The 24,332-nt window shown below is 39.7% G+C and carries 22 protein-coding genes; 10 read left to right on the top strand and 12 right to left on the bottom strand.

Annotation, left to right across the window (positions count from 1 at the left end):
- Window positions 1-109 precede the first annotated feature (109 nt).
- Window positions 110-361 carry a hypothetical protein gene (locus CAL6303_RS13435; protein ID WP_144051051.1) on the bottom strand — a complete coding sequence of 84 codons (252 nt, stop codon included), beginning with the start codon at window positions 359-361 and terminating at the stop codon, window positions 110-112.
- Between the two features lie 332 nt (window positions 362-693).
- On the opposite strand from CAL6303_RS13435, the gene CAL6303_RS13430 reads away from it, so the two are divergent.
- The 8 genes from CAL6303_RS13430 (at window position 694) to CAL6303_RS13390 (ending at window position 4,344) form a co-directional block, all read left to right on the top strand.
- Entirely contained in the window at window positions 694-1,044 is a 351-nt protein-coding gene (locus tag CAL6303_RS13430) for a helix-turn-helix domain-containing protein (RefSeq protein WP_015198355.1), read from the top strand.
- Between the two features lie 120 nt (window positions 1,045-1,164).
- Window positions 1,165-1,437, top strand: coding sequence for a hypothetical protein (locus CAL6303_RS13425; protein ID WP_041739563.1), 273 nt, complete (start codon window positions 1,165-1,167; stop codon window positions 1,435-1,437).
- Between the two features lie 135 nt (window positions 1,438-1,572).
- Entirely contained in the window at window positions 1,573-1,917 is a 345-nt protein-coding gene (locus CAL6303_RS13420) for a DUF6876 family protein (RefSeq protein WP_238993828.1), read from the top strand.
- A 27-nt stretch (window positions 1,918-1,944) separates the two neighbouring features.
- Window positions 1,945-2,190 carry a hypothetical protein gene (locus CAL6303_RS13415; RefSeq protein WP_015198354.1) on the top strand — a complete coding sequence of 82 codons (246 nt, stop codon included), beginning with the start codon at window positions 1,945-1,947 and terminating at the stop codon, window positions 2,188-2,190.
- A gap of 49 nt (window positions 2,191-2,239) precedes the next feature.
- Entirely contained in the window at window positions 2,240-2,629 is a 390-nt protein-coding gene (locus CAL6303_RS13410) for a hypothetical protein (RefSeq protein WP_041739560.1), read from the top strand.
- A gap of 163 nt (window positions 2,630-2,792) precedes the next feature.
- The gene (locus CAL6303_RS13405; RefSeq protein WP_015198352.1) at window positions 2,793-3,518 is read left to right on the top strand and encodes a hypothetical protein; all 726 of its coding nucleotides are present in this window, start codon (window positions 2,793-2,795) and stop codon (window positions 3,516-3,518) included.
- Between the two features lie 254 nt (window positions 3,519-3,772).
- Entirely contained in the window at window positions 3,773-4,072 is a 300-nt protein-coding gene (locus tag CAL6303_RS13395) for a hypothetical protein (RefSeq protein ID WP_015198350.1), read from the top strand.
- A complete protein-coding gene (locus CAL6303_RS13390) occupies window positions 4,072-4,344 on the top strand; it encodes a hypothetical protein (RefSeq protein WP_015198349.1) in 273 nt (90 codons plus the stop codon). The genes CAL6303_RS13395 and CAL6303_RS13390 overlap by 1 nt, the downstream gene beginning before the upstream one ends.
- 55 nt (window positions 4,345-4,399) lie before the next feature.
- Here CAL6303_RS13390 and CAL6303_RS13385 read toward each other — a convergent pair whose 3' ends face one another.
- The 10 genes from CAL6303_RS13385 to CAL6303_RS13350 form a co-directional block, all read right to left on the bottom strand.
- A complete protein-coding gene (locus tag CAL6303_RS13385) occupies window positions 4,400-5,350 on the bottom strand; it encodes a M48 family metallopeptidase (protein WP_015198348.1) in 951 nt (316 codons plus the stop codon).
- A gap of 147 nt (window positions 5,351-5,497) precedes the next feature.
- Complete coding sequence (locus tag CAL6303_RS13380) at window positions 5,498-6,061, bottom strand: hypothetical protein (protein ID WP_015198347.1); 564 nt, start codon at window positions 6,059-6,061, stop codon at window positions 5,498-5,500.
- Window positions 6,062-6,449: 388 nt separating this feature from the next.
- A complete protein-coding gene (locus CAL6303_RS13375) occupies window positions 6,450-6,902 on the bottom strand; it encodes an RDD family protein (protein WP_015198346.1) in 453 nt (150 codons plus the stop codon).
- 246 nt (window positions 6,903-7,148) lie between these two features.
- Window positions 7,149-7,313 carry a hypothetical protein gene (locus CAL6303_RS31150; protein ID WP_015198345.1) on the bottom strand — a complete coding sequence of 55 codons (165 nt, stop codon included), beginning with the start codon at window positions 7,311-7,313 and terminating at the stop codon, window positions 7,149-7,151.
- 673 nt (window positions 7,314-7,986) lie between these two features.
- Window positions 7,987-12,774, bottom strand: coding sequence for a CHAT domain-containing protein (locus tag CAL6303_RS13370; protein WP_015198344.1), 4,788 nt, complete (start codon window positions 12,772-12,774; stop codon window positions 7,987-7,989).
- Between the two features lie 176 nt (window positions 12,775-12,950).
- Window positions 12,951-13,889 carry a DUF1822 family protein gene (locus CAL6303_RS13365; protein ID WP_015198343.1) on the bottom strand — a complete coding sequence of 313 codons (939 nt, stop codon included), beginning with the start codon at window positions 13,887-13,889 and terminating at the stop codon, window positions 12,951-12,953.
- A gap of 66 nt (window positions 13,890-13,955) precedes the next feature.
- Window positions 13,956-14,687, bottom strand: coding sequence for a hypothetical protein (locus CAL6303_RS13360; protein WP_238993815.1), 732 nt, complete (start codon window positions 14,685-14,687; stop codon window positions 13,956-13,958).
- Between the two features lie 295 nt (window positions 14,688-14,982).
- Window positions 14,983-15,111 (bottom strand): hypothetical protein, encoded by a 129-nt coding sequence (locus CAL6303_RS31470; protein ID WP_255348459.1) that lies wholly within the window; start codon window positions 15,109-15,111, stop codon window positions 14,983-14,985.
- 519 nt (window positions 15,112-15,630) lie between these two features.
- Window positions 15,631-19,923, bottom strand: coding sequence for a CHAT domain-containing protein (locus tag CAL6303_RS13355; protein WP_015198341.1), 4,293 nt, complete (start codon window positions 19,921-19,923; stop codon window positions 15,631-15,633).
- Between the two features lie 289 nt (window positions 19,924-20,212).
- Complete coding sequence (locus CAL6303_RS13350; RefSeq protein ID WP_015198340.1) at window positions 20,213-21,070, bottom strand: GNAT family N-acetyltransferase; 858 nt, start codon at window positions 21,068-21,070, stop codon at window positions 20,213-20,215.
- Between the two features lie 472 nt (window positions 21,071-21,542).
- Between CAL6303_RS13350 and CAL6303_RS29255 the strand changes: the two genes are divergently transcribed.
- Together CAL6303_RS29255 and CAL6303_RS13335 are read left to right on the top strand one after the other, a co-directional pair.
- Window positions 21,543-22,523, top strand: coding sequence for a winged helix-turn-helix domain-containing protein (locus CAL6303_RS29255; protein ID WP_015198339.1), 981 nt, complete (start codon window positions 21,543-21,545; stop codon window positions 22,521-22,523).
- A 91-nt stretch (window positions 22,524-22,614) separates the two neighbouring features.
- Window positions 22,615-23,055, top strand: a complete 441-nt coding sequence (locus tag CAL6303_RS13335; RefSeq protein WP_015198338.1) for a hypothetical protein — start codon at window positions 22,615-22,617, stop codon at window positions 23,053-23,055.
- 147 nt (window positions 23,056-23,202) lie between these two features.
- On the opposite strand, the gene CAL6303_RS13330 is transcribed toward CAL6303_RS13335, so the two are convergent.
- The gene (locus CAL6303_RS13330) at window positions 23,203-23,970 is read right to left on the bottom strand and encodes a pentapeptide repeat-containing protein (protein ID WP_015198337.1); all 768 of its coding nucleotides are present in this window, start codon (window positions 23,968-23,970) and stop codon (window positions 23,203-23,205) included.
- Between the last annotated feature and the right edge of the window lie 362 nt (window positions 23,971-24,332).

Below are 24,332 nucleotides of genomic sequence, written 5' to 3'. Positions count from 1 at the left end.
AGATAACTCCTGTTTACAGTGAGAACCATACCCTCCGGTTAGATTGCGAGTCGATGCGGGGGGTTTTGGTTTTGAGAAAATTTAATTTAATTATACGCTAATTACGTGTTTATTTCTCATCGATAAAATCAGATAAATCGTTTTGTTTGACAAGTTCTCGAATTTGAAGAATTGTATCCTCCTTTTTTAAAGTTATGAGAACATAATCTGGATGGTTGGAAAATTCTGCTCCCCAGCCCTCGACAGTGCGTTCCGACAATCCCGTAGCCTTTGCGAGAAACCTTACACAAACTTTGTAATAACCACGTTCTCCAGGTTGTGGTGATTTGACCCATTTTCGGCAAAATTCAAGCGGTTCCAATTTTAGTTTCCTGAGTTCATCGCCTCCATAATGCACAATTGTCTGGTTTTATTAAAGGCTTCTCAAATAATAAATACGTGATTTGCGTAGATTTAGGCAAGCCTATCACGTCACTAGCTAGTTATCTGTTGAAGGCGATCGCCCGTTCTGCCAAGAAAAGTTGCGATCGCTTTCTATTTATATTTAAATTTTAATACACCTCAGAGAAATATTTCTGTGCTTGTGAAAAATATTTATATGTTTTCAACTGGATTAAATATACTTCAGAGAGCAATTTGTTTAAATGGGCAGCTACAAGTACATTAAAGATGTTGAATCTATGTGTTTAGACATTGATTAGGTGGCGACTTAAAGAAATTATGGCTAGGCACAACATTAAGGGCGTAAGCCTAGCCAGCAGATTAGATGTAGGACCAAATGCTATTTCTGCTCTCAGAAACGCCAAAACGATGCCGCGCTTGGATGGTGTGGCATTAAATTCATTATGCAATGCTTTAAATGAGTTAGCTGAGGATTTAGATGAACCCATAACACCAAATGATTTGCTAGATTATTCGCAAGACCCGATTAACGTACAAGACACTGATAACGTCTCTAGTTCCGTTAAGCGTCACGGCAAAAAAACAGATTTAAATGCCACTTCAGGGCATTCTCTGGATGAGGATACTGCAAATGTCTCCTAAAATAGTATCGCTTAAAGCAGAGAAGCATTAATAAATATGAAGAGAACAATATTTCTGCAAGTATAAAAAATTACTGATGGCTCACGCCAAAAAAGTGAGTGAAGTCAATGGAATCAACCTGTGAACACCATCAACATCACATTCACTCACCCATTTGCGAAACCGCCCAAGTATATATTCGGCGAACAAGTCGCAATTAAAAGTAATTGTAATCCCAAAAAATGGATAACAGGTCAAGTTACGGGATTGCGATTAGATTACAACTGTGTAAATACCTGGAACTACACAGTGGTTTTTGATTATCCGCAAGGATTTTGCGAAGAATTTACCGAAGAAGATTTGGCAACAGTAGATGAATTAGTTTGCTCACAACTGTTGCTAAAGCAAAAATGACTACTATGAATTTCTAATAATAAAAACCTTTGCTGCTGGTATCTCTCGCCAGCAGCTTTGATTTTACGGCTCACACCTATGGAACTGTGATATCTGTAAAATCCAGAGATTTAAAACATGAAAACTCCATAACAAATAACAACCGAACTCAATCAATTTACTGGTTCAACAACTCTCTACAAACACTGGCTCGGTTTGAAATATACAGACGGAATCAAATACTTAGCTTCGGAAACAAGCAGCTATTGGTTATTGGATGCTATTTTCTCCCATCAAACAAAACAATTCCTCTCCAATCCTAATTTACGAGAATTTCAAATCTGGCATTTGCGAGTTGAAAATAATTCCGGCATTTTGATTTGTGAATGGGATAGTAACCAAGAAGTATTACGACAGGAAATCGAATATACGGATTTTCCAGTAAGTCACATCAAGCTTTATTTGATAGCAACAGTTCTCATGCTCCCCAGTGAATATTAAAAAAAATTAAATATTAGGAGAAACATGATGGTGCAAGCAATCAGCAACGAGCAAACATTCATTACCAATCTCGAACACTTCATGACCAAAGCTGACAAATTTATCAAAACCTACTATTCAGGTATTAGTGAGGAAAATCACGTTAGAGAAATCGTCCATGAACTACAAAATTTAATGTCCGATACAGATTTACGGCAATTAGAAATCGACTACCAAGATTATCGAGAACAAGTCGATTTATTGGGCGATTGTGACGAAAATGTATGGTTTTAACAAGGCTAACGCCAATAGGTAAATGAAAGATTTAAGAGGTATTTGAATCATAGCTGCACGTAAATCATCAGTGACTACTTTTCAGGCGATCGGTGATTCTGTATTAGGCGATTATGCCGTTAGCGATTACTCAGAAAGAGTATATACCAAAGTCTACTATTCCATCCGTTCTCTGTGTGGATTAGTAGCAAAGCGCACCCTAAAAGATACCTTTAGCTGGGATGAATTCAAAGAACGATTTGGCAATGATTTCGGCAAGGTGGAAGAAAAGCGATATTCCCTGGAACAATTGCTTGAATATGCCAATCGTAAATTTGGTAAAACCTTAGAAGATTTGCTTGCAGAACATGAAATTTCCTGGCAACGCAGACGGGAATATGTAGAGCGTAACCTCGTAGCAAGTCAAGCAGAAGTAATTGCAGAAAATACTCATTACTAATTCCAAATCAATCAAATTTACTAATCCTCTGGCATGTATCGATGCTGGGGGATTTTGATTAAAGGCATATTTTCACTTCAAAAAATACGCTTTTAATCCTTGGCTCTAAGCGTAGCTTAAGAGCGAACCCAACTACTGGCAAGATTATTCATTTACTATAAATATGCTACGAAATGGTTATGTAGTCTGGGAAGGTGCATCCTTAATTGATAGCTCTCCCATAGTTTTGATATTAACTGGTTTTGTGAACCCTACATCTAACCGCAAAACTGGAAGACAAATTCAATCGTGGATTCTTTCACAAAATTACGTTCCAACATACGCAGCAAAGCACGGTTTAGATAATTCGATTTGTGGTGATTGCCCGTTAAAGTTGAGTAAAACTGGTAGTTGTTACGTCAATCTTCTCACTCCTAATAACATTTATCGTTCTTATCTCACTGGTAATTACCCTCAATTTAGTGATAAAGAATTAGCACTTTTACAACATTATCGCTATCCAATTAGACTTGGTTCTTACGGCGACCCGATAGCAGTGCCATTAGAAGTGTGGGAGCCGCTTATTTTAGCATCGGGTAAGCATACGGGATACACACATAGACATAAAAATTGCGATCGCGCTTGGCAAAAATATCTCATGGCTTCTGTCGAAACCGAAACAGATGCGAAACAAGCACAAAAACAAGGATGGAGAACTTTTAAAATCATCGCTCCCGATGCACCATTAAGCGGAAACGAAATACTTTGCCGACACACAGAAGATGACCGGATTGATTGCAGTAAGTGTCTTTTATGTGATGGAAGCTCGTCTAAACCAAATATTGCTGACAAAGTTCATGGACTGAATTGGAAAGTATCGAACTTTCTCAAATACCTTGAATCGACATGAAATTAGTTCCGTAAAGGCAGGAATGAAAGTAAGTCAAATACTCTTTCTGCCTTTCCAAATTATTCGTCTTACGGCAGCGAAAAGTTTTTGGGAAAGGTCTCCTTCTTACAAAGTTTGGCGGAGAGCAGCGCTGTGCGGGGTTCCCCCCCGTTGTAGCTTGCGTCCCCGCAGTCGCCAACGCAGTGGCTCAACTTTGCGCTTCCACAAAACTTTTCAAGACAAGAGACGTAAAAAAACAATTTGAGACAAAAATTATGGCAGAAGTTTTGAGTACACCACAATTTAAAGTATTAACTCACTGTAATACAGGAGAGAAAACGGGAAGAATTTACTTTCCAGCTTTATTTTTGGCGGAGTTTCACGAATGTGTTACTCAATGGTTGCGACAACAGGAAGTTATTTTTGATGAGACGGATTTAAAACATTATGGAGATGGTTCGTTTCGATTGTATTTTCGGGTGAATAGTTTCTTGGAAGGGGAATATTTTCGACTGGTAAATACCCTCATGGAAAAAGTAGCAAGTTCAACTTTAGGAAGTGAGGAGAAATTTTGATGCAGTTAAAATATCGTTGTTTTGTCGGTGATATGGCTATTACCAACACCCAAACTCCTCAAATTGAACCCATTTCTCCGCAATTGCAAGAACCAGAGAAAATCAAACATATCCTCATCGGTTCACATAAAGCTGTAAGTAATACCATACAAGTTCTACAGCAGCTTGGATATGCAGATATCCAAGATTGGAGTCCGTTGTTAGCAACTGAGAATTCTGGGGAGGTTATGAGTGTGTTGATTCGGGATATAACAAATCATACCCCTGGATAGGGGTATTAGTGTTTGTGGTTATTAATGGTAAATTTCGCAAGAACTTTGAGCTTGTTTATCGCTGCACAAATCGGGAATTGATTCGTAGAGAAATCCCATCTTCAGATAAAGTAAATTTAAGAGGTTGAGAGTTATTTGTTAATCGTTGGTTCCCATCTATCCATAAATTTAACCAGGGGTGTTTGATTACCACTTGCTTTAATGCATTAATTCTTAGCTGTGTGGGTGGATGGGTGCTGTTTTCTGTATAGTCAGAAGGTAAACGAGAAAGCAAGCTAAAAACTCGAAAACCTCCGTCCATGTCATAGCCAGATTTCGCCATATAGGTGTAGCCAATTTCATCGGCTTCTAATTCATGTTGACGGCTTAATGCTTGTAGTGATTTGTCTAATTGCTGTTTTTTCTGAATAGCGATTCGCTGTTGAATTACTTCTTTTGTAATAACAGGAATAGGTTTAACAGATTTTGTTTTTTCTGCAACAAGCCAGTCTGTAAATTCGGTTTCTGCTTCTTTTTGTAATTGATTTTTTAGGCGTGTTTCGGTTTCTTCTTGTTGGGCAAGATGACGTTGGGTATGGTGGGCTAATTCATGACTAATGATAAAAGCTAAAGCGGCATCATCGCCGTGTATTTGGTCGAGTAAGCCTTTATAAATGACTATTTTATTTAATTCGCTGGCGTGGGCGTTGATGTCATATTCGTCGCTGATTTGAATCCGCCAGGGATGTTCATCGAGTCCATTCGCACGAATAACTTTTTCGGCAATGCTGGAAACCCATTGTAAATTACTTGTTCTCGGTTTTACTTGTAGATTTGATGCCGACGAATTGATAGTTGATAAATTAGATAATGGAGTAGAATTTTGTGCGATACTCTTGTTCCCCGTAAGGGTTCCCAGAGGGTAGGGAGTGGCTGCCGCCATCGCAGGTATATTCAAACTTAGTAAGATGCTGCTGCTCAATCCTAATGTGGTAGAGATGATTTTGCGAATGTGTGGAGTTTTCATAATCGTAATTGTTGCTATTTACTTGTTGAGTATTCTTGATAATATTTACGAGATAACAATAGTATTTTTACGCATTTTTATACTATGTTTTCTTCATGAAAAAGCGGGCAAGATGCCCGCACTACTTAAAACATAAGAAACTGAGTTCTACAAAATTTTAAAAGCATTAAAAAATGTACTTGCATCACCAACCGTAGGACTTTCAACGTAAAGCATATATATACGCTGATCAGCTATGAATATTCTGAGCTTGGTGATTCTTTTACCTTCTTTATATGTATATTCTTTGCCAGGATATCGACCGAGGAAAATATTACGGCTTTGGTGGAGCTTTCTAAATTTATCTTGAAACTCACCTCCAAATACATTTAACAATTCTTTGGGATCAACTTGACTAATATCTATCAAATACTGTCCAGAAATGATTGCATAGGTACTGTCATTTCCTTGTGAAAATTTTCCCTCCAGTGATACATATTCATCGCTGTATTGGGTTGTGGTAATTCCTGATTCTGTGGGTAAAATACCAGAAAAATTCCAGTTACTAGAAGAGATAGTTTTCCAAGCAGAGCTTTTATTTGCTTGGGCTAAAATTACTGGCGACTCGGATTGACTCGTCTGGTTTTTGGATATGCTAATGGCTTGTGCTTTGGGTAAGTAAACTGAAGTTCCAAATACTAGGATTGTAAGCGCCAATTTCCATGCCTTCATGATTATGTATTTCCTATGAATAATATTGAGGTATTGTTTTTTAGGTCAGTTATATTGTCTGAACCCCTTCATAGGAAGATACGAATTTATTTATGTAGAATTACGCAGTTTATAAAATATTTGTTTTGATTTTGTCGAAGAATAACATGATGTTTTTTTAGGGTTTGCGACGGCTACAATAAAAATCGTGAATAAATTAATCGATGTTCAGAACGACTTACGTCGCGCAAGCTTTACATACCAGCACCAACAGATAAAAACAGCAGATTCTTTGATATAATGCGAACCACTTACATCCCATAAGATTCGCACCGCACCGATAAAATCTGCCGCTACTATTTTGATATATCTGGATGGCAATGAAATTACTACAGACAGATAATATTCTTCAATTCTCATTTTTAACTTTTTGTACAACCAAAGTTCTAGACATTATGTCATGGAGAGATTGCTTTTTTTCTGTGAAAAACATTGTGACCGAGCTAATGTTCCAAATAAAAATTAGGATAAATTTGCAACAATTTCTCACACTTGCTCTTTTAAACGAGAGTCGATAGCCATTTAAGTCTGTAACAAAAATCCCCATTGCTTGTTTGCCAATAGTTGCCTGTCTGGGGGAAATTTCCATCAGCGTATAGTAAAGCCAAGAAATTACAAATAACAACCCATATGCGAGATATTCAAGAACCTTGTCAGGAATCTTGTCCGTTTCGAGAAATAAACTATAAATTACAACGAGAATCCCTCCTATGACAATAGTAATTATAGATAAAATTATGATGTCAAATAAGTGGGCAAAATATCGCTTCAATAAACCCGCAGGGATGTAATTACTTTGCATTTAAGAAATCCTCTTTTTCTCTAAAAGGTAGAGCGATGCTCCTTCGGAGCGGTCTTTGACCACCGCATTTTGCGATGACTTCTACTTATGAACCCTTTCACAAGAGATTACGAATTTCTTTCAATGTAATTACGCAGTTGGTAAAATTTTTTTGCGGTTGGGTAGTCGTGTTAGCACAATGCACCGTTTCAATATGATTAGTTGCAGCGATCGCAAGTTTTATGAGCAATGCAAAATTAAACGCTTTTACGTCTGACTCCAGTCTTCAATCTCTAAATCTTCGATTTTCTCGACATCTCTGTGATTGTTAGTCATAAGAACCAAATCGTTAGCGATCGCATTATGCTGATAGCTGGTTTTTTGAGATGCGATCGCACTACTCAACCAAGCTTTACTGTAAAGCGATCGCATTTCTCAACTAAGCCTTACTGCAAAGCGATCGCACTTCCCAACCAAACCATACTGTGAAAGCATCGCACTACTCAACCAAGCCTTACTGTACAAGCATCGCACTTGTAATTTAACCCGTACCATAAAGCGATCGCACTTGTAATTTAACCCTTACCATAAAGCGATCGCATTTCTAATTTAACCCTTACTGTAAAAGCGAACGACTTTCGTCGCGCAAGCTTCGCACTTTTCAACCAAGCCTTACTATACAAGCGATCGCACTTTGAATTTAACCCTTACCGTAAAGCGATCACGCTTCTAGTTTAACCCTTACTGTAAAAGCGATCGCACTTCTAATTTAACCCTTACCGTAAAGCGATCACGCTTCTAGTTTAACCCTTACGGAACAAGCGATCGCACTTCCCAACCAAGCTTTACTGTACAAGCGATCGCACTACTCAAGCAAGCCTTACAGTAAAAGCATCGCACTTTGAATTTAACCCTTACTGTACAAGTGATCGCGCTTCTAATTTAACCCTTACTGTAAAAGCGATCGCACTTCTAATTTAACCCTTACTGCAAAGCGATCGCACTTTGAATTTAACCCTTACTGCAAAGCCATCGTAGCAAACCGTCAAAGATAATCGTGAAAAAATTGCCTCCCATCGCGGTATTAGAAACTGCGAATTGCAAATCACGACTTGCGAATTGTTTTGATGTTGTCACACAAATGTTTATCTTCTCGGCTGACATCGGGGTTATTTTGCAGGTAGCCTTGTATTAAACCGCATCCTTTTACCAACAAGTCATCTAAATTGAGATTCCACAAAATTATCGTTTTGTTGTCCAGCGTTCTTGATGCGGAAGCAAGGGTTTTGCCATCCGGGCTAAAACTGATGCTACTAACAAATGGGGTATGCCCTTTGAAGGTTTTAATTTCCCTACCAGTTTTGATATCCCACAGTTTCACCGTACTGTCATCTGATGCGGAAGCAAGGGTTTTACCATCTGGGCTAAAACTGACGCTATTAACAGAGCCTGTATGTCCTTTGACGGTTTTAATTTCCTTGCCACTATTGATGTCCCATAGTTTCACCGTATTGTCCTGTGATGAGGAAGCAAGGGTTTTGCCATCCGGGCTAAAGCTGACGCTATGAACCATGCTTGTATGCCCTTTGAGGGTTTTAATTTCCTTGCCAGTGTTGATATCCCAAAGTTTCACCGTATTGTCATGTGATGCGGAAGCAAGGGTTTTGCCATCCGGGCTAAAGCTGACGCTTTTAACACGGTCTTTATGCCCTTTGAGGGTTTTAATTTCCCTACCAGTGTTGATATCCCACAGTTTCACTGTATTGTCATGTGATGCGGAAGCAAGGGTTTTGCCATCCGGGCTAAAACTGACGCTTGTAACTACATCTGTATGTCCTTTGAAGGTTTTAATTTCCTTGCCAGTGTTGATATCCCACAGTTTCACCGTACTGTCATCTGATGCGGAAGCAAGGGTTTTGCCATCGGGGCTAAAACTGACGCTTGTAAGTACACCTGTATGTCCGATGAGAGTTTTAATTTCCTTTCCACTATGAATGTCCCAAAGATTCACCGTACTTTCCCATGATGCGGAAGCAAGGGTTTTACCATCTGGGCTAAAACTGACGCTATTAACAGAGCCTGTATGTCCTTTGACGGTTTTAATTTCCTTGCCACTATTGATGTCCCAAAGTTTCACTGTATTGTCACCTGATGCAGAAGCAAGGGTTTTGCCATCCGGGCTAAAACTGACGCTATAAACCATGCTTGTATGCCCTTTAAGGGTTTTAATTTCCTTGCCAGTGTTGATATCCCACAGTTTCACCGTACTGTCATCTGATGCGGAAGCAAGGGTTTTGCCATCCGGGCTAAAGCTAACGCTACTAACTATGCTTGTATGCCCTTTGAGGGTTTTAATCTCCTTGCCACTATTGATGTCCCACAGTTTTAATGTACCTTCACTCACAGTTTCCGACGATGCAGAAGCAAGAGTTTTGCCATCGGGGCTAAAGCTGACGCTATTAACAATGTCTGTACGCCCTTTGAAGGTTTTAATTTCCTTGCCACTATTGATGTCCCACAGTTTCACCGTTTTATCCCAAGATGCGGAAGCAAGGGTTTTGCCATCCGGGCTAAAGCTGACGCTACTAACAGAGTTTGTATGCCCTTTGAAGGTTTTAATTTCCTTACCACTGTTGATATCCCAAAGTTTCACTGTATTGTCACCTGATCCAGAAGCAAGGGTTTTGCCATCGGGGCTAAAGCTAACGCTTCTAACACTGTCTGTATGCCCTGGAATGGTTTTAATTTCCTTACCACTGTTGATATCCCACAGTTTCACCGTTTTGTCGTCTGATGCAGAAGCAAGAGTTTTGCCATCTGGGCTAAAGCTAACGCTACTAACAGAGTTTGTATGCCCTTTGAAGGTTTTTATTTCCTGACCACTGTTGATATCCCACAGTTTCACTGTATTGTCGTCTGATGCCGAAGCAAGGGTTTTGCCATCTGGGCTAAAGCTGACGCTTCTAACACTGTCTGTATGCCCTTTGAGGGTTCTAATGTGAAACTCATCTACCACCTCACGCAATGTAGATATTGCTTGCATCTGGGTTTCCCCACCTATCCAAGGTTTCCAAATGCTTCCTCTGAGCATTTTTCCACCTTTAATAGCTTCCGCTACTGCTGCTTCCTGGTCATGAATTTCAAAGTATTTTTCTGCACTACTACTCAACCTACCAATAACAGCATCGGTTCGACTAAAATCACTCACCCCCGCAAATCCCGAAATCACCACCAAACCACAAACCAACCCAGCAATCACACTCCTCCGTAACCTCTCCTTCTGCTTCCGCTCCCGCTCCCGCAACTCCACACCCTTCTCAATAAACCATCGCTGCGGTTTACTCACCTCCCCACCCCGTTGCTTCAACCAATCCTCCGCAACAGCCAAAGTCACACCCCGCAACAAAGCCCCCTCATCCTTACCACTCTCCACCCATTGCTGCAACGCAACCATCAACCCCTGTTGCCAAATGCGAAACTTGCGGTTCTCCTGCATCCATCCCCGCAACCGTCCCCAATGGCGAATCAAAGCTTCGTGGACGACTTCCACCGTTTCCTCATGACTCAACTCATCCCGGTTCGTCACCACCAACCGCTTATCAGCCAACCGCGTCACCAAATCCCAATTCTCTCCCCCCACTTCCTCACTCGTCGCCAACCTGCGGGTATCTTCCGTACCTTCCCCCGGTTGCACCAACTGAATAAACACCCGTTGCGCTGTTTCCCGTTCCTCCGCGCTCAAGTCTGCATAAACCATATCTGCATAATTCGCCAGCGCTTGCTCCACCCCGCCAATTTTGTCATATGCTTGATGAGTCAACTTTCCTGCATATTGCTGCTTCCACAACTGAGTCAGGGTAAATTCCAACAACGGCAAACGCCCATCCCCATCTTCGATATCATCAATTATGGTATTATACAAACCCTCCTCAAACTCAAAACCCAATTGTCTCGCGGGGAGTGTAATGGCTGTTTCCAATTCCTCCCGATTCATCCGCACCACAGGTTCTAGTTGATACTGTTGTAACGCTCGACCAAAAGGCTCATAATCATCCAACGCCCTAGATAAAAAATCCGCCCGCAAGGTGAGTAATAAGTTAAAGAATGGTGCGTTATTAACCGCTTGTAGCAAACCATCCAAGAAAACTTTGCGTTCTTCCGCATTCGTACACAGAGTATAAATTTCCTCAAATTGGTCAATAATTATCAAGATACGTGGTGATAATGTAGAGACGCGATATATTGCGTCTCTGTCTCCGTATTGGTGTGTGAGGTTGGTAATAAACTGTTCCAAAGTAGTCGAATCGCGCTGCAAATTTACATCCAATTCCAACTCAGCCAAACGTCGCTCATTGTCTGGTAAATTTAACGCCGAAACTAACGCTACAGCCAAAGCAGCAAAAGGATTTTTACCGGGACGAAACGATAAAATCAACCAATTATTATCCTGACGCAATTGCGGAATTAACCCAGCAAACACCAGCGAAGATTTCCCACTACCCGAAGCACCAACCACAGCCACAAAAGGGTTACTATTCACAGCAGAAACTAGACTCGCGGTTGCTTTATCCCTACCAAAAAAATACTCGGCATTTTCTTCCTTAAACGCACTCAAACCTTGATAGGGACAAAACGAAATTATCCCCAAACTTTGCCAAGTTGGTGGTATTTCCGTTTGATTTTGAACAATTACCGGAAGCCAACTAGCACAGGGAAATTCTGACTCTAGTTGTTGTAATTCAACCCGCGCATTTCTCACCGAAATATACAGCGACTTTCCACCAGTAAACTCTTGCAGAAAATACTTCAAAAACTCCTGTGCAACTATATCCGGTACAGGTTCTCGCATCACAATTACCTGGGGAATATGCAATTGTTCCAACTCATAAGCAATCCCCAAACCATCGCAAGAATTAAAAAATGCGATTTGCAAACGTTTTTGAATAGCAACTTGTAAAGCATCCCGCAATTCTGCGATCGTCAAACTATCGTGATTATTTAAATAAATTCTCCCCTCCATCTGATTCTTAACCCCATCCTCACCATTAGAGAGGTTGCCATGCATCTGATTTTTAACCCCCTCCTCACCATTAGAGAGGTTGCCGTACATCTGATTCTTAGCCCCCTCCTCGCTAGCGGGGAGCGGGTTGGGGAGCCAGTGCGTTGCCGGGGTTCCCCCGGTTGTAGCAACTGGCGTGGTGGGGTTCTGCGTCTGCGAATGTCCAGAGAAAAATAAAATATCCCAACCCAAATCATCTTGCAAATAATTATTCAAATCCCCCCGTGATGGTTGATTTAATAAAACAATTTCCGCATCATCACCACAGAAATTATGCAACAGCTTTTTATCAGCTTCAACATCAATATTTGAACTATCCCCCAGAATAATTAAAATTCTAATCTTGTCTCGTAATACTCTTTCCCCTCTTTCAGCATTTGGCGAACTTAAAGCCACCTCTAGCAGTGGAAAATTAATTAAAATATGCCACAGATGCCAAGGTAGCTGACGTAATTCATGGCAAGAAGTCGTAATTATTACTCTGATTTCATCTTGAGGATTTAGTTCTTTGAGAGAATTGACAATAGAGGTAAAAGATTCTGCCTTCAACCATTGATTAAAACTAGCAAGTAAGTTTATAGATTCTCTCGTACATTCTTGATTTAAAGATTCCATATTAACCCGACGACTCCCGCCAGATTTAATCCTAAATTGACTATATCGACTGCAATATATCTCGTGCCAGTTATTTAATAATTGCGGAATACTAATATTTTCTGGTAAGTTGCCTGTAGTGGTTCTATAAGCCCGTTGCCCTTCATTTGCGATTTCTAAATTGACTTGAAACCCCAATTCAAAATTGCCATCAAATTTTAGAACAACTAGCTTTTTCATAGGTGATGCACTTTAATTTATTTGCCGAAGGGGTGACGATATTCCTCGTTCCCTGGCTCTGCCAGGGAATAACATTTTAGATGCTATGCCTCTTAATATTTCAGGAGGCAAAACCTCTTTTCTTATGTTCCCATGCAGAGCATAGGAACCAGAAATTGATTATAAATTTCTAATTATCATACAACAAATTCCTGGGTAACTTTTGACTCACCTAAAATTATCTCAACACAAAATTCCTCATTTAATTTTGCACTTAATTCAATCTCCACCCAATTATCATTCTGCCGAGAAGTAACAGCATCTACTTGTTTTCCATCTTCATCAATAACAGCTAACTTTAATCCAGGTGGTAAACAAAGACTTTTCTCCAAGTCGGGTTGAACTTGTACAATAATATCTATTTCACCGTGATTTTGATTTTTCATATCAATTATGTCTTTATTTTTGGAATTTAACTTGATAATCAGAATCACAGACTCACCATTAAACTGTAAACCTATATCAACTTTTTTACACCGTGTAATACTAAAATTCCTAGCACATCTTAGAGCCAGTTCTCGTGGATTAAATATCTCTTCCATACTGACCCAACCTTCTGTAATTACTCCTTCTAACCATTGTCTAATATTGACTTTTGCAGATTGTTCCTTCGCTGTTAAATAATCGAGTAAATCATCAACAGATTGCAACTGACTTAAAGGAACTTTCGCTAGTGTTTGAGTTGTAAACCCTAAAATTGTGGCTTCTTTTAAAGATTGATTAAACTGCACAGCAACATAAGCAACTCTATCTGCTCTTACTTCCGTGGGAATTTCCAAATATTCCGCATCTGGTAACACCGGACGACATTCGATTTTGCCAATATTTATTACTTCTAAATCAGCCAAATCAATTAAATTTAGCATCCACGGATTACTATTATCTGCATTTGAAACTAAGGTTTCAAAACCCATGCAATCAAGATAATAATTGACTGCATATACAGCTAAAGTATTGAGATATATTTTTTTTGCGTTTTCACTATTTGATATTCCCTGTCTGCGTTGATTTGCCTTTTCATGGGCTTCTATACTGAGAGGAATGCTGAAAGATGTTTGTTCGCGGTTAGTGTTCATAATTATCCTGAATATGTTTGTGCAAGAGTGAATGATTGAGAATTAATGTTCGATCTACTGCGGGATTTACTGTAAATATCTACGAAAATAATCGATAATTTTACGCTTCTTAATATTGCGTTGATATAGTTCTGAAAGTCTTGCGATTGGATGACCTAATTTTTGAGATATATCTTCCCATTTATCATTATCTAATCTCATTAATATGATTTTCTGTAAATTGGCATTTGTATCTTCGCCAATATAAGTATTTTGTAAAATTCCTTTCGGATCATTTTTCACAAACACTCTAGTTGCCGATAATTCTAATTCATTCTCACTTTCAGAAACTAATTTATCTTTGAGTTCCTTTTCAACTCTAGATAACTCTTTACTGGTAGATTTATCTAAGTCGCTATTACAACTATCTAACTCATCAAGGGATAATATTCTGGGTTGATTTCTGTATATTCTTAAAATATCTTGAAATCGCCATTTGAATATTTGATTTACCCAAGCCATCACCTTGTGTTCTGGATGATAATTATCAATATTGTTGCAAATATCCAGATAGGTTTTTGCTTCAGCTTCGTGATAAATATCTTCAAAATCGCGTAAATTTTGCCACTGTGTAAACCTTTTTAATTTCTTGGACTGCTGTATTTTGGTAATTAATCGATTCAATGCTTTTCGACGTTCTACACTTTTTGCGGGATATCCTTGTGCTTCGCCGACTAGCTGACGCAGATGCAAATCTAAATCATCATCCATCGAAATCTCCTGCTGCACCTCGAATGCTTGGTATTTTGTTGTCATCATAGATACATAGAATACTGTAGGGGTAAATGGTTATTTAAGCTTTGGAAATTTTGAGTGATCGCATAACAGGTAAAATATCCCAGGTATCGCGCTTTAACCGGGAATCTATAGACTTTCATCGATGCATGGTAATTCCTCCCCAATCTCTTTAAACCCTTCTACGAATAAGGTGGGGAGTTTTTACGCAGTTTTTAGGAAAATATTTGAAAATAATTTCTGTAGTATCAGGTTACAGGAGCAGGAGCGATCGCACTTTTAATCTAAGCTGTACCCTGAATGCGATCGCACTTCTGATCTAACCCATATTGTGAATGCGATCGCACTCCTGATCCAACCCTTGCTGTGAATGCGATCGCACTTCCAAATCAACCCGTACCATAAAGCGAACGACTTCCGTCGCGCAAGCTTCGCGCTTTAAATCCAACCTTTACCGTAAACGCGAACGACTTCCGTCGCGCAAGCTTCGCGCTTTAAATCCAACCCTTACCCTAAATGCGAACGACTTACGTCGCGCAAGCTTCGCACTCTTAATCCAACCCTTACCCTAAATGCGAACGACTTACGTCGCGCAAGCTTCGCACTTTTAATTCAACCCGCATCGTAAAGCGATCGCACCTCAAAAACTCTAGCAATCGCAGTTTTGATTCAAGCATTATCGTAAACGCGATCGCACCTCAAAAAACTTTACCAATCGCACTTCTCAAACCATACCGTAAAGCGATCGCACTTCCAAATCAACCCGTACTATAATGTGATCGCATCTCAAAAAAACATACCAATTGCACTTTTAATTTAACTCATACCGTAAAGCGATCGCACCTCAAAAAGCTATACCAATCGCACTTCCAAATCAACCCATACAGCAAAGCGATCGCACTTTTAATTCAACCTGCGTCATAATGCGCTCACATTTTTTTATTACGCTCATATATAGCTGTATTACTTAAGGTTTAATACCGTCACATAATCGCCTATCTTCCGCGCTAACATTCGGATTAGTTATTAGATATTCATGCAACCAGTCGCAACCTTTTATAAGTAAATCATCAAGGTCAAGATTTAATATAATTGCTGTTTCTCCAGAATATATAAGATTTTTACCATCAGGACTAAAGCCTAAACTGTTAATTCTAGAATCATAAGTATTATCTCTAATGGTTTGGAGTTCTTTTCCTTCTTTGCTCCAAAATTTAATAATTCCTTGATCGTCGCCAGATGAAATTACATTGCTTCTAGGGCTAAAGGAGATGCTCAGAATTGAACCTGGACTATTACCTTGACCGAGTAGTTTCCCTTCTTTGCTCCAAAATTTTATTGTTCGTCTATCAGTGGTCGTAATGATTTGACCATTAGGGCTGAAATTGATAGAACCAAAATCAATATTATCTTTGATACTTCGCAAAAGTTTACCATCTTGGTTCCAAAGTTTTATTCCCTGATCATCAATAGAAGCAATAATTTTACCATTAGGACTAAAAGATACATCATAAGGTTTTTTATCTTGTTTTATAGTTTTTTGTAATTTGCCATATTGATCCCATATTTGAATAGATCCATTATTAATAATGGCTACTTGAGCATCACTGTTAAAATCCATTGTAGGTGCAATCTGGCGGCTAGTTGTTGGAAATTCAAAAGCTTTAAAATTTCTTACAAGTTTACCTTCTTTGTCCCAAATATGGATTCCATATAAATCTCCAGAAATAATATTATTGTCATTTGAAATAAACCTGACTTTACCCGTGCGTGTGTTATCTGTGCCAAACTCTCGTAGTAATTTGCCATTTTTGTCCCATAACCTTAATGGATATAAAGAAGCACCAGTAATAAATTTATTACCATCATGACTAAAATCTATACTTTCAAAATCAAATAAATCATTTCCAAATTCTAGATTTTTTTGCTTTCTAGGCTCTATACTCCAAAACTGTGTTAGTCCATCATCATCAATAGATATTACAGTTTTGCCATCAGCACTAAATTCAACACTTTGCACAGCAGGAAGGTGATTTTTTATTATTTGTGGCTCTGATGTCTCTTTATTCCAAATTAAAATTTTTCCATCTCGTCCACTGGACACTATCATTTTGCTGTCAGGGCTAAAATTCACATCTGTAATTACGGGAAATTCCTCCCACGTTCTCCAACCATCAAAAGTATTGTAATTATATTTATGCCCACCAAGTTCACCAAAACTTTCAATTTCCTTACCATCTATACTCCAAAGTTTAATTATCACTGATTTATCAAAAGAGATGAAATTGCTGCCATTAGGACTTAATTTTATACCTTCTATACGGAAAGACGTTCTATTTATAGTTTTTACTATTTGACCATCTTTTTTTACGATTTGTATTTTCCCATCATCAAAACCATAGATATCAATCTCAGAATTTCCATCTTTAGCAGTGTAATCAAAAGGTTTACTAGGTATTGTCGTCAGTGGCGGTAGTTCAGATAATTTGCCTTCTGTAGCGTCATTACTTTCAACAGAAGGCGGTTTACGATTAAGCTCTCTTACTCCGTAAACTACTTTTTGTAGAGTAACTACAGTTCTAATTTTGGTGTCTTCCGGCACTCCTAATGGATTTTTTTGTAAGTCTTTACCTATTCTTACTGCTTCTATTAAGGCATCAAGGTCTTGTTTTGATGCCAATAAAGCTTCTATCGATAAGACACTACTATTCATTCCTCGAATTCGTGCCTCTTGCCATTGCCAAACTGCAAAACCAGCCAAACTCAAAGCCAAAACCAAACCAGCAGCCAAGCCACCAATAACCTGTCGTCGCAACTTCTCCTTCTGCTTCCTCTCTCTCTCCCGCAACTCCACACTCTTCTCAATAAACCATCGCTGCGGTTTACTAACCTCCTCCCCTCGCTTCTGCAACCAATACTCAGCCACAGCCAAAGTTGCACCCCGCAACAAACTCCCATCATCTTTATTACTATCCACCCATTGCTGCAAAGCCACCTTCAACCGTTCTTGCCAAACACGAAACTCCCGATTATCATCCATCCACCCCCGCAACCGTCCCCAATTCCGAATCAAAGCCTCATGCACCACCTCCACCGTATCCTCAACCAACTGATTCCGGTTTGTCACCAACAAACGCTCATTAGCCAACAACGTCACCAAATCCCAATAATCCCCCACCTCATCACGAGTCGCCAACCTCCGCGTATCCTCCGTACCTTCCCCTGGTTGCACCAACTGAATAAACACCCGTTGCGCTCTTTTTTGTTGCTCCTCACTCAACCCAGCATAAACAGCCTCCGCATGATTTGCTACAGCCTGCGTTACCCCACCAATTTCTGTATAAGCTTGATGCGTCAACAATCCTGGACGTTGTTTCCCCCACAACTGCGTCAAGGCAAACTGCTGTAACGGTAAACTACCCTCCCCCGCACCCACATCATCAATCAACTTATTAACCAAACCCTCCTCCAACTCCACAGAAAACCTTGCCGCAGGTTGAATAATTGCCCTTTCTAATTCTGCGCGACTCATCGGTACCAGCAAAGACGGGGGAAAATCCTGCAAAGCCTTACCCAAAGGTTGATAGGACATTGCCTTACCCAAAAAATCCGCCCGTAATGTCATCACCACCGTCACTGTAAGGGGAAACGGCTGTTTGCCCTCTTGTTTTTCTAGTTCACCTGTGCAAACATTCAACAACCCATCGATAAAAATTTGCCGCTCTTCCACCTTGGAACAAAGGGTGTAAATTTCCTCAAATTGGTCAACTACCAGGAGAACACGGGAACCATCCCCAGAAATATCTGCAATCATTCTTGCCAACGCAGATATATCCTGTTTTAACTCAACTTCCAACTCCAATTCTTGGCAACGACGATTTTCCCCGATTTCGCAACTCCCCATCAAAGCTACAGCCAAAGATTCAAAGGGATTTTTCCCCGGACGAAAGGAAATAATCCGCCATTGTCTATTATCATCTCGACGCAATTGAGGAATTAAGCCAGCAAACACCACCGAAGATTTCCCACTACCGGATGCACCAATTACCGCTACCAAAGGTTTGCGATTTACGTCAATTACCAACTGCTCAATAAACGCTTCCCGTCCAAAGAAATTATCAGCATCTTCTTCCCGAAACGCCATCAAACCCCGATAGGGACTGCGAGTAATACCCAAACTTTGCCATGTTGGCGGCATTTCCAACTGATTTTGGACAATTACAGGCAACCAACTAGCACAGGGAAAATCATCTTCCAACAAAGCTAATTGTCTGCGTGCATATCCCACGGAATTGCACAAAGAGCGACCATTTGTAAATGCTTCTAAAAAATACTTTAAAAACTCCTGTGCCACCAAATCAGGAACAGGTTCGCGCATCACAATTACTTGGGGAATTTGCAAACTTTCCAACTCCGCAGCAATCCCCAAACCATCGCATGAATTAAAAATAGCTAATTGTAATCTTTGTTGAATAGCTGTTTGCAAACTATCCCGCAATTGTGCCATCGTCAAACTATCATTTTTATTAACAAAAATTCGCCCTTGTACAGCCCCCTCCTCGCTTGTATCGGTAAAATTATGGGTTTGGGAATGCCCAGAGAAAAACAAAATATCCCAACCAATTTCATCCTGTAAATAGCTATTTAAATTCTCCCGCGAAGGCTCCACAAGAGTCACTATTTCCGCATCCCGACAATACTTTTGTAAAAGCATTTCATCAGCCTTCACATTTATACCCGTACTATCACCAAGAATAATTAAAATTCTAATATTTTCCCGTAATATTCTGACTCCCCGCGCTGCATCCGGTGCGCTCAAAGCAACTTCAGCCCCCGACCATAAATTCCACAAATGCCAAGGTAGCTTCCGTAATTCCAGGCGATCGCAACTTAAAATTATGCGTAATTCCTGTTCTTTATTTGTATTGAAATCAGATAAATAATTACTAATAGAATTAAAAGATTCCGATTTTAACCATGTATGGAAAAGAGATAATAGTTTCTCAGAATATTCTTCACATTGCTGTTTATACTCAACAGTCTGGAAATTTTTTACCGCATTTACCTTAATTCTAGATTGTCCATGCTTACTTCCATAAATATTGCGCCATTCTTGGAACGATCGCACCACATCTAGCGCGGGTGGTAATTCTCCCCGCTTCCGCACATCAGGACGTTCCCCATCATCTCCAACTTCTAAAGTTACCTTATACCCCGTCGAAAAATCACCATCAAATTGCAGGATCACTAACTTTTTCATATATAGTAGATGCCAAATAATAATTATTTATTTAAATTTATTTACAAAATATTCAATGGAGACCTTTAGGTATTGTAAAATACCCAGCGTACAATCTTGAACCTACTCCCTCGAAATCAGAATCAAAATTAGAGTATAGAATGTGATGCATAGCGTTTCCTTCTCATTTAGTACCTTATACGAACAGAGAAAGAAACTTTTACGCAGGTTTTGATATTTTCATGAAATTATTGCGTAGCCGAATGGCTTGCCGGAGATTAGCAAGGTTTGCGATAATCACCACTCAAACCTACAGCAAAAATAAACCATATTCTTCTCCCGTTGGCTGAAACCCAATGGCTCGATATGCAGATTGGGCTGGAATATTATTGGGACTAGTAAATAACACTGCTTGCGTCACACCTTGCAAACGAGCATACAGCAACGCTCCCGCAACCACAGATTTTGCGTAACCGTTACCTCGTAACTTCGGAGGTGTCCAAACTCCCCCAATCTGCACGATATCGGGTAATCGAGCGTTAAAAGTACAGTAAGCGACGGGAATTTCTCCACGAACCAAACAAAAATGAGACTTGTCAGCTTGCCGTTTCTCCACAGTTTGACGGGATTCGTCCCGTAATTTTTGACTTTCGATTTGTCCCAAAGCTTCCACCTGATACGCGACACTCCACTCAACCAGCAATTCCAATTCGCTAAGTATAGGGAAACGACATTCTATATGCCCAGTTACTAGCCCAATCGGTACTGTTAGATTACACAATTCCAAAGAAAACATGATTTCTCGTTCGGCAATCCGAAACTGTTGTCTCTCCAATCCCAAGATTTTACTTGCATCCTCAACCTGTTCCGCAGGACCAGTCATTCCAAAAATATCTCGTTTTTCCAACTCCAAGCAACTTGTCACAACACTTTCCAAATGTGTCGGTGCTTGTAGAATTATCATCCCATTCCAATAATGTGCCGCAACGGCAACGATTTGCCCATCTTCTATTGCCGCAGCATATTTTCCCTGAAATGTTTTACCTTGATTCTCCAACCCAACCGCACGCAAGTTCGATCGCAAAAACATCGAACTTGTCGCATATTTAACGAGAAAAGCTTCGAGAATGGCTTCGTCACAAGGTTGTAATATTTGAATTTTAGGCATTGGGATATGGTTTGATTTGAAACTATTCTGATTTTTTCATTCCGCCTCAAAGTTTGATTATAAAACGAATTAACGCATTATATCCTAAATAAATTTCCGTAAATTTAAGGGAATTTAGATTCAAAAATAGAATCATCTGTTAGGGTAGAGAAAGAATAGATTTACCTGGGATTTTAGCTACATTCAAAGTCGCATAAGTATCAAAAAATCAAAAAGCAATTAGTCACTTTATCAATTGATTTCAAGGTATTTCGACAAATTTCCAAATCAAATTTTATTGGAGTAATTGCGGATTTTCTAAAAAGTCAAATATCCGCAAGCTCGAACGACATTGTAAATCAGCCACAGTAATAATTTTGCGGTCATTTGTAAAAACTCGAACGTCATACTACCGTTTGGTCAACATCGTCCAAATGGCGCAATATCAATTGTTTGAAGCTGAAAATACTGAATAATTCAGGAAATTAGAGCAATGAGTAAACTTCTACATTATGGACGGCACTTACTCTACTCAACTGAAGTAGCAGCCAAAATAGGTCGAAACGAAGCTATTTGTTTGCAGCAGATACATTATTGGATGAGCATATCTGGAGGCAAAATGGTTGATGGAATTAAATGGTTCTGGAAAACCTACCAGCAGTGGTCGGAAGAATTGCAATTATCTGTAAGTACAGTTCGCAGAGTAATCAACAAGCTCAAACAGTTGGGATTAATAGCCATCGAAAGACTTTCTGCAAAGACCTATTACCAAGCAAATTGGTATACGCTCAAAATTGAGACATTCAAAGCTCTTTTTCAAAATGAACAAATCGATGCGATCGTCTTAAACAATTCGATCTGTTCAAAATCAACAGATGATATCAAAGACTACCCTTCAGAAGAAAACTCTCCTCAACAACACTTTGCTGATGTAGAAGAAAAAGAAGAAGTTAATTATAAGCCACCCCAGATTACTCACTGCGCTGTAGACGCGGCAGCGGCTTCTCGCAGAGTAGACATAAAAATTGTTGACTCGTTTAGCTCCGAAGATAGTAATGGGGATCAATTTTCCGGCGGCGAAATTGAGGAAGAAAACGAAGTTGATACGACTTTGGGTAAACCGAATAAATCAGAAATTAAAGAAATTTGTACTGAGTTGAAAAGATTACGCATCAACCCAGACCCTTGTTTGGGGTTGATTAAGAAACATTGGGAGAATGTAGAGAGTGCGATCGCTCGTGTCAAAGAAGCAGTAAACGAGGGATGGTGCAATAATCCGACGGGCTTGTTTATCAATAGTTGTAAAAGTGGCGAAAAGCCTAAAAATACAATAAATACAGACGTAAAAGCATGGTTTGAATGGGCTAGAAAAGAGCGTATCGTACTGGCAATGTCGGGAGGATTGGCATATACACCAGACGGCAAAGCTGTAAAAATTAGCGAAATCATGCAGGAATATCCAATCCCCAATTAGTAGTTAAATTGCGAATTGTTTTGCTCCCTTACGGGAAATAAATTATGAAATGCCAGCATTCGCTTCACGCTGGAAATTAGGAGTAATAAAAATGGAAAATATTCAGATTATTTTGAATACTCTTGTAGCTCTACTAATGGTTACTTTTGCACTACTAATCGTCGTCGATTTCTGTGCAGGTTTGATAAATCTGTGGGATTGCCAAAGTACATACTTTTCCCAACCAGAAACAGGAGAAAATCCCCAACTTCCTGACCTTACACCCGTGGTTAAACAAGTAAACGTACCGCAAGCTCGTTACACAGTTTCCAGTAAAAAAGATGAGATTAATACAGAATCGCTCGAACAATTGATACAGAAATTACCGCAGAGTCGGTTACGTACTGCGGCACGACGGTTAGGGATTGCTGTTCGGGTTGATGGGAAATATCAGAAGTTGGCTGTATTGAGGATGCACCTCCAAGCAAAACTCGAATCATACCCAATCGAAGTGGCTTTAGTATTAGGAGAACTTAGGAATGCAAAAACTTGAATTCCAATAAGTAGCTTTTCTAACACAGGGATAAGCGAAGCTTAACGCTAGACTTAATTGGTATTGGCTGTTTTTAGCTGTGCGATGGTCGTTGGCGTAGCCTGCATCTATGGACGATATTTCAATAGCAAACCTGTAACAAGCACTTTAATTTATTCTAACCATACCTCTTGATTCAGGTTTAAATCCCTCTAAAAAAACAGTTGGGCAAGGGTAACTCACTGATAAGCTCTTACATAACTCAGGTGAGGCGTTTTCACTAGTGTATTTAGCGTCTTTCAAATTAGCTCCATTTAATGTTGCTTTTTGGAGTTTTGCCCCAGCCAAATTAGAAGACTGTAGGTTGGCTTCAACTAAACCAGCATTCTGAAGATTTGCTCCTCGCAAGTTTGCAGATCGTAAATTTGCTCTAAACAAGTCGGCTTCTGCAAGATTAGCAATACGTAAACTAGAATTTTGAAGATCTGCCCCCGCAAGGGTAGATGATTGAAGATTTGCTCCCTCTAATCTAGAGTTCCGAAGGTTTGCCCCACGCAAGTTAGCATTTTTGAGATTTGCTTGCCAGAGATCCGCATTAGGCAACTCTATGTCCTGCAAAAAAGCATTAGGAGCTTCTAATCCTTGCAAACTCTCAGGGTTCCATGTCAACCAAAACCAAGGAAACCTGCGCCGTCCTGATATGCTTGGAGAGGCATTTAATAACTCAAGAGCTTGAATGCGTCCCCCACTCCCTCTTTGCTCGTAAGCAGCAGTGATCACTGTCCATGCTTGAGTAACTTCCGTGTTACGCTGCTTCTGTTCCCCATAAGTGAGATAAGTAATGGCTGCAATCAGAACAGCCAGATTGGATATTGGTTCTAACTGCTCCAGTAGATTGGAAATTTTCTGATACGCCTTCTTTAAGTGGTGAATCATCTATCGCTTTAAAGGTTTGAAATGCTATAACCAAAATTTAGCAGGCTAAAGCCTGAATTAAGCCGACCCGCTTTGCGCGTTCGGCTTGAATGAATTGTTAGGAGCGTACCTGTAGCGCCGGATTGACCACATTGACGATGACTCCATTTTCTGTATAACATCCTTTTTTGAGGTATTATACCGAATTTTTCACATATTTATTAGGTTGCCACGCCCCAAAAATTATGAGAGCAAATGCAAGATTTTATAAGGTTTTTTTGACGAATCTCGCTCTTTGATGAAAAAGTCCCCTCTATCCATTAAAGTACAGGAGTTAAAGCCAAAAGCTTATGGCAAAATCCCAAATCGTACAACTCCAGCAA

It is taken from the genome of Calothrix sp. PCC 6303 (genome assembly GCF_000317435.1).
Classification (GTDB): Bacteria; Cyanobacteriota; Cyanobacteriia; order Cyanobacteriales; family Nostocaceae; genus PCC-6303.
Note: the sequence above shows the minus strand (reverse complement) of the source record. Positions and strands in the feature narration are given on the sequence as shown.

What these genes read in the sequence shown, in the direction of transcription:
- CAL6303_RS13415 (WP_015198354.1), top strand. Translation starts at nt 1,945, where the DNA reads ATGGTGCAAGCAATCAGCAACGAGCAAACATTCATTACCAATCTCGAA.
- CAL6303_RS13405 (WP_015198352.1), top strand. Translation starts at nt 2,793, where the DNA reads ATGCTACGAAATGGTTATGTAGTCTGGGAAGGTGCATCCTTAATTGAT.
- CAL6303_RS13395 (WP_015198350.1), top strand. Translation starts at nt 3,773, where the DNA reads ATGGCAGAAGTTTTGAGTACACCACAATTTAAAGTATTAACTCACTGT.
- CAL6303_RS13390 (WP_015198349.1), top strand. Translation starts at nt 4,072, where the DNA reads ATGCAGTTAAAATATCGTTGTTTTGTCGGTGATATGGCTATTACCAAC.
- CAL6303_RS13385 (WP_015198348.1), bottom strand. Translation starts at nt 5,350, where the DNA reads ATGAAAACTCCACACATTCGCAAAATCATCTCTACCACATTAGGATTG.
- CAL6303_RS13380 (WP_015198347.1), bottom strand. Translation starts at nt 6,061, where the DNA reads ATGAAGGCATGGAAATTGGCGCTTACAATCCTAGTATTTGGAACTTCA.
- CAL6303_RS13375 (WP_015198346.1), bottom strand. Translation starts at nt 6,902, where the DNA reads ATGCAAAGTAATTACATCCCTGCGGGTTTATTGAAGCGATATTTTGCC.
- CAL6303_RS31150 (WP_015198345.1), bottom strand. Translation starts at nt 7,313, where the DNA reads ATGCGATCGCTTTACAGTAAAGCTTGGTTGAGTAGTGCGATCGCATCT.
- CAL6303_RS13370 (WP_015198344.1), bottom strand. Translation starts at nt 12,774, where the DNA reads ATGAAAAAGCTAGTTGTTCTAAAATTTGATGGCAATTTTGAATTGGGG.
- CAL6303_RS13365 (WP_015198343.1), bottom strand. Translation starts at nt 13,889, where the DNA reads ATGAACACTAACCGCGAACAAACATCTTTCAGCATTCCTCTCAGTATA.
- CAL6303_RS13360 (WP_238993815.1), bottom strand. Translation starts at nt 14,687, where the DNA reads ATGATGACAACAAAATACCAAGCATTCGAGGTGCAGCAGGAGATTTCG.
- CAL6303_RS13355 (WP_015198341.1), bottom strand. Translation starts at nt 19,923, where the DNA reads ATGAAAAAGTTAGTGATCCTGCAATTTGATGGTGATTTTTCGACGGGG.
- CAL6303_RS13350 (WP_015198340.1), bottom strand. Translation starts at nt 21,070, where the DNA reads ATGCCTAAAATTCAAATATTACAACCTTGTGACGAAGCCATTCTCGAA.
- CAL6303_RS29255 (WP_015198339.1), top strand. Translation starts at nt 21,543, where the DNA reads ATGAGTAAACTTCTACATTATGGACGGCACTTACTCTACTCAACTGAA.
- CAL6303_RS13335 (WP_015198338.1), top strand. Translation starts at nt 22,615, where the DNA reads ATGGAAAATATTCAGATTATTTTGAATACTCTTGTAGCTCTACTAATG.
- CAL6303_RS13330 (WP_015198337.1), bottom strand. Translation starts at nt 23,970, where the DNA reads ATGATTCACCACTTAAAGAAGGCGTATCAGAAAATTTCCAATCTACTG.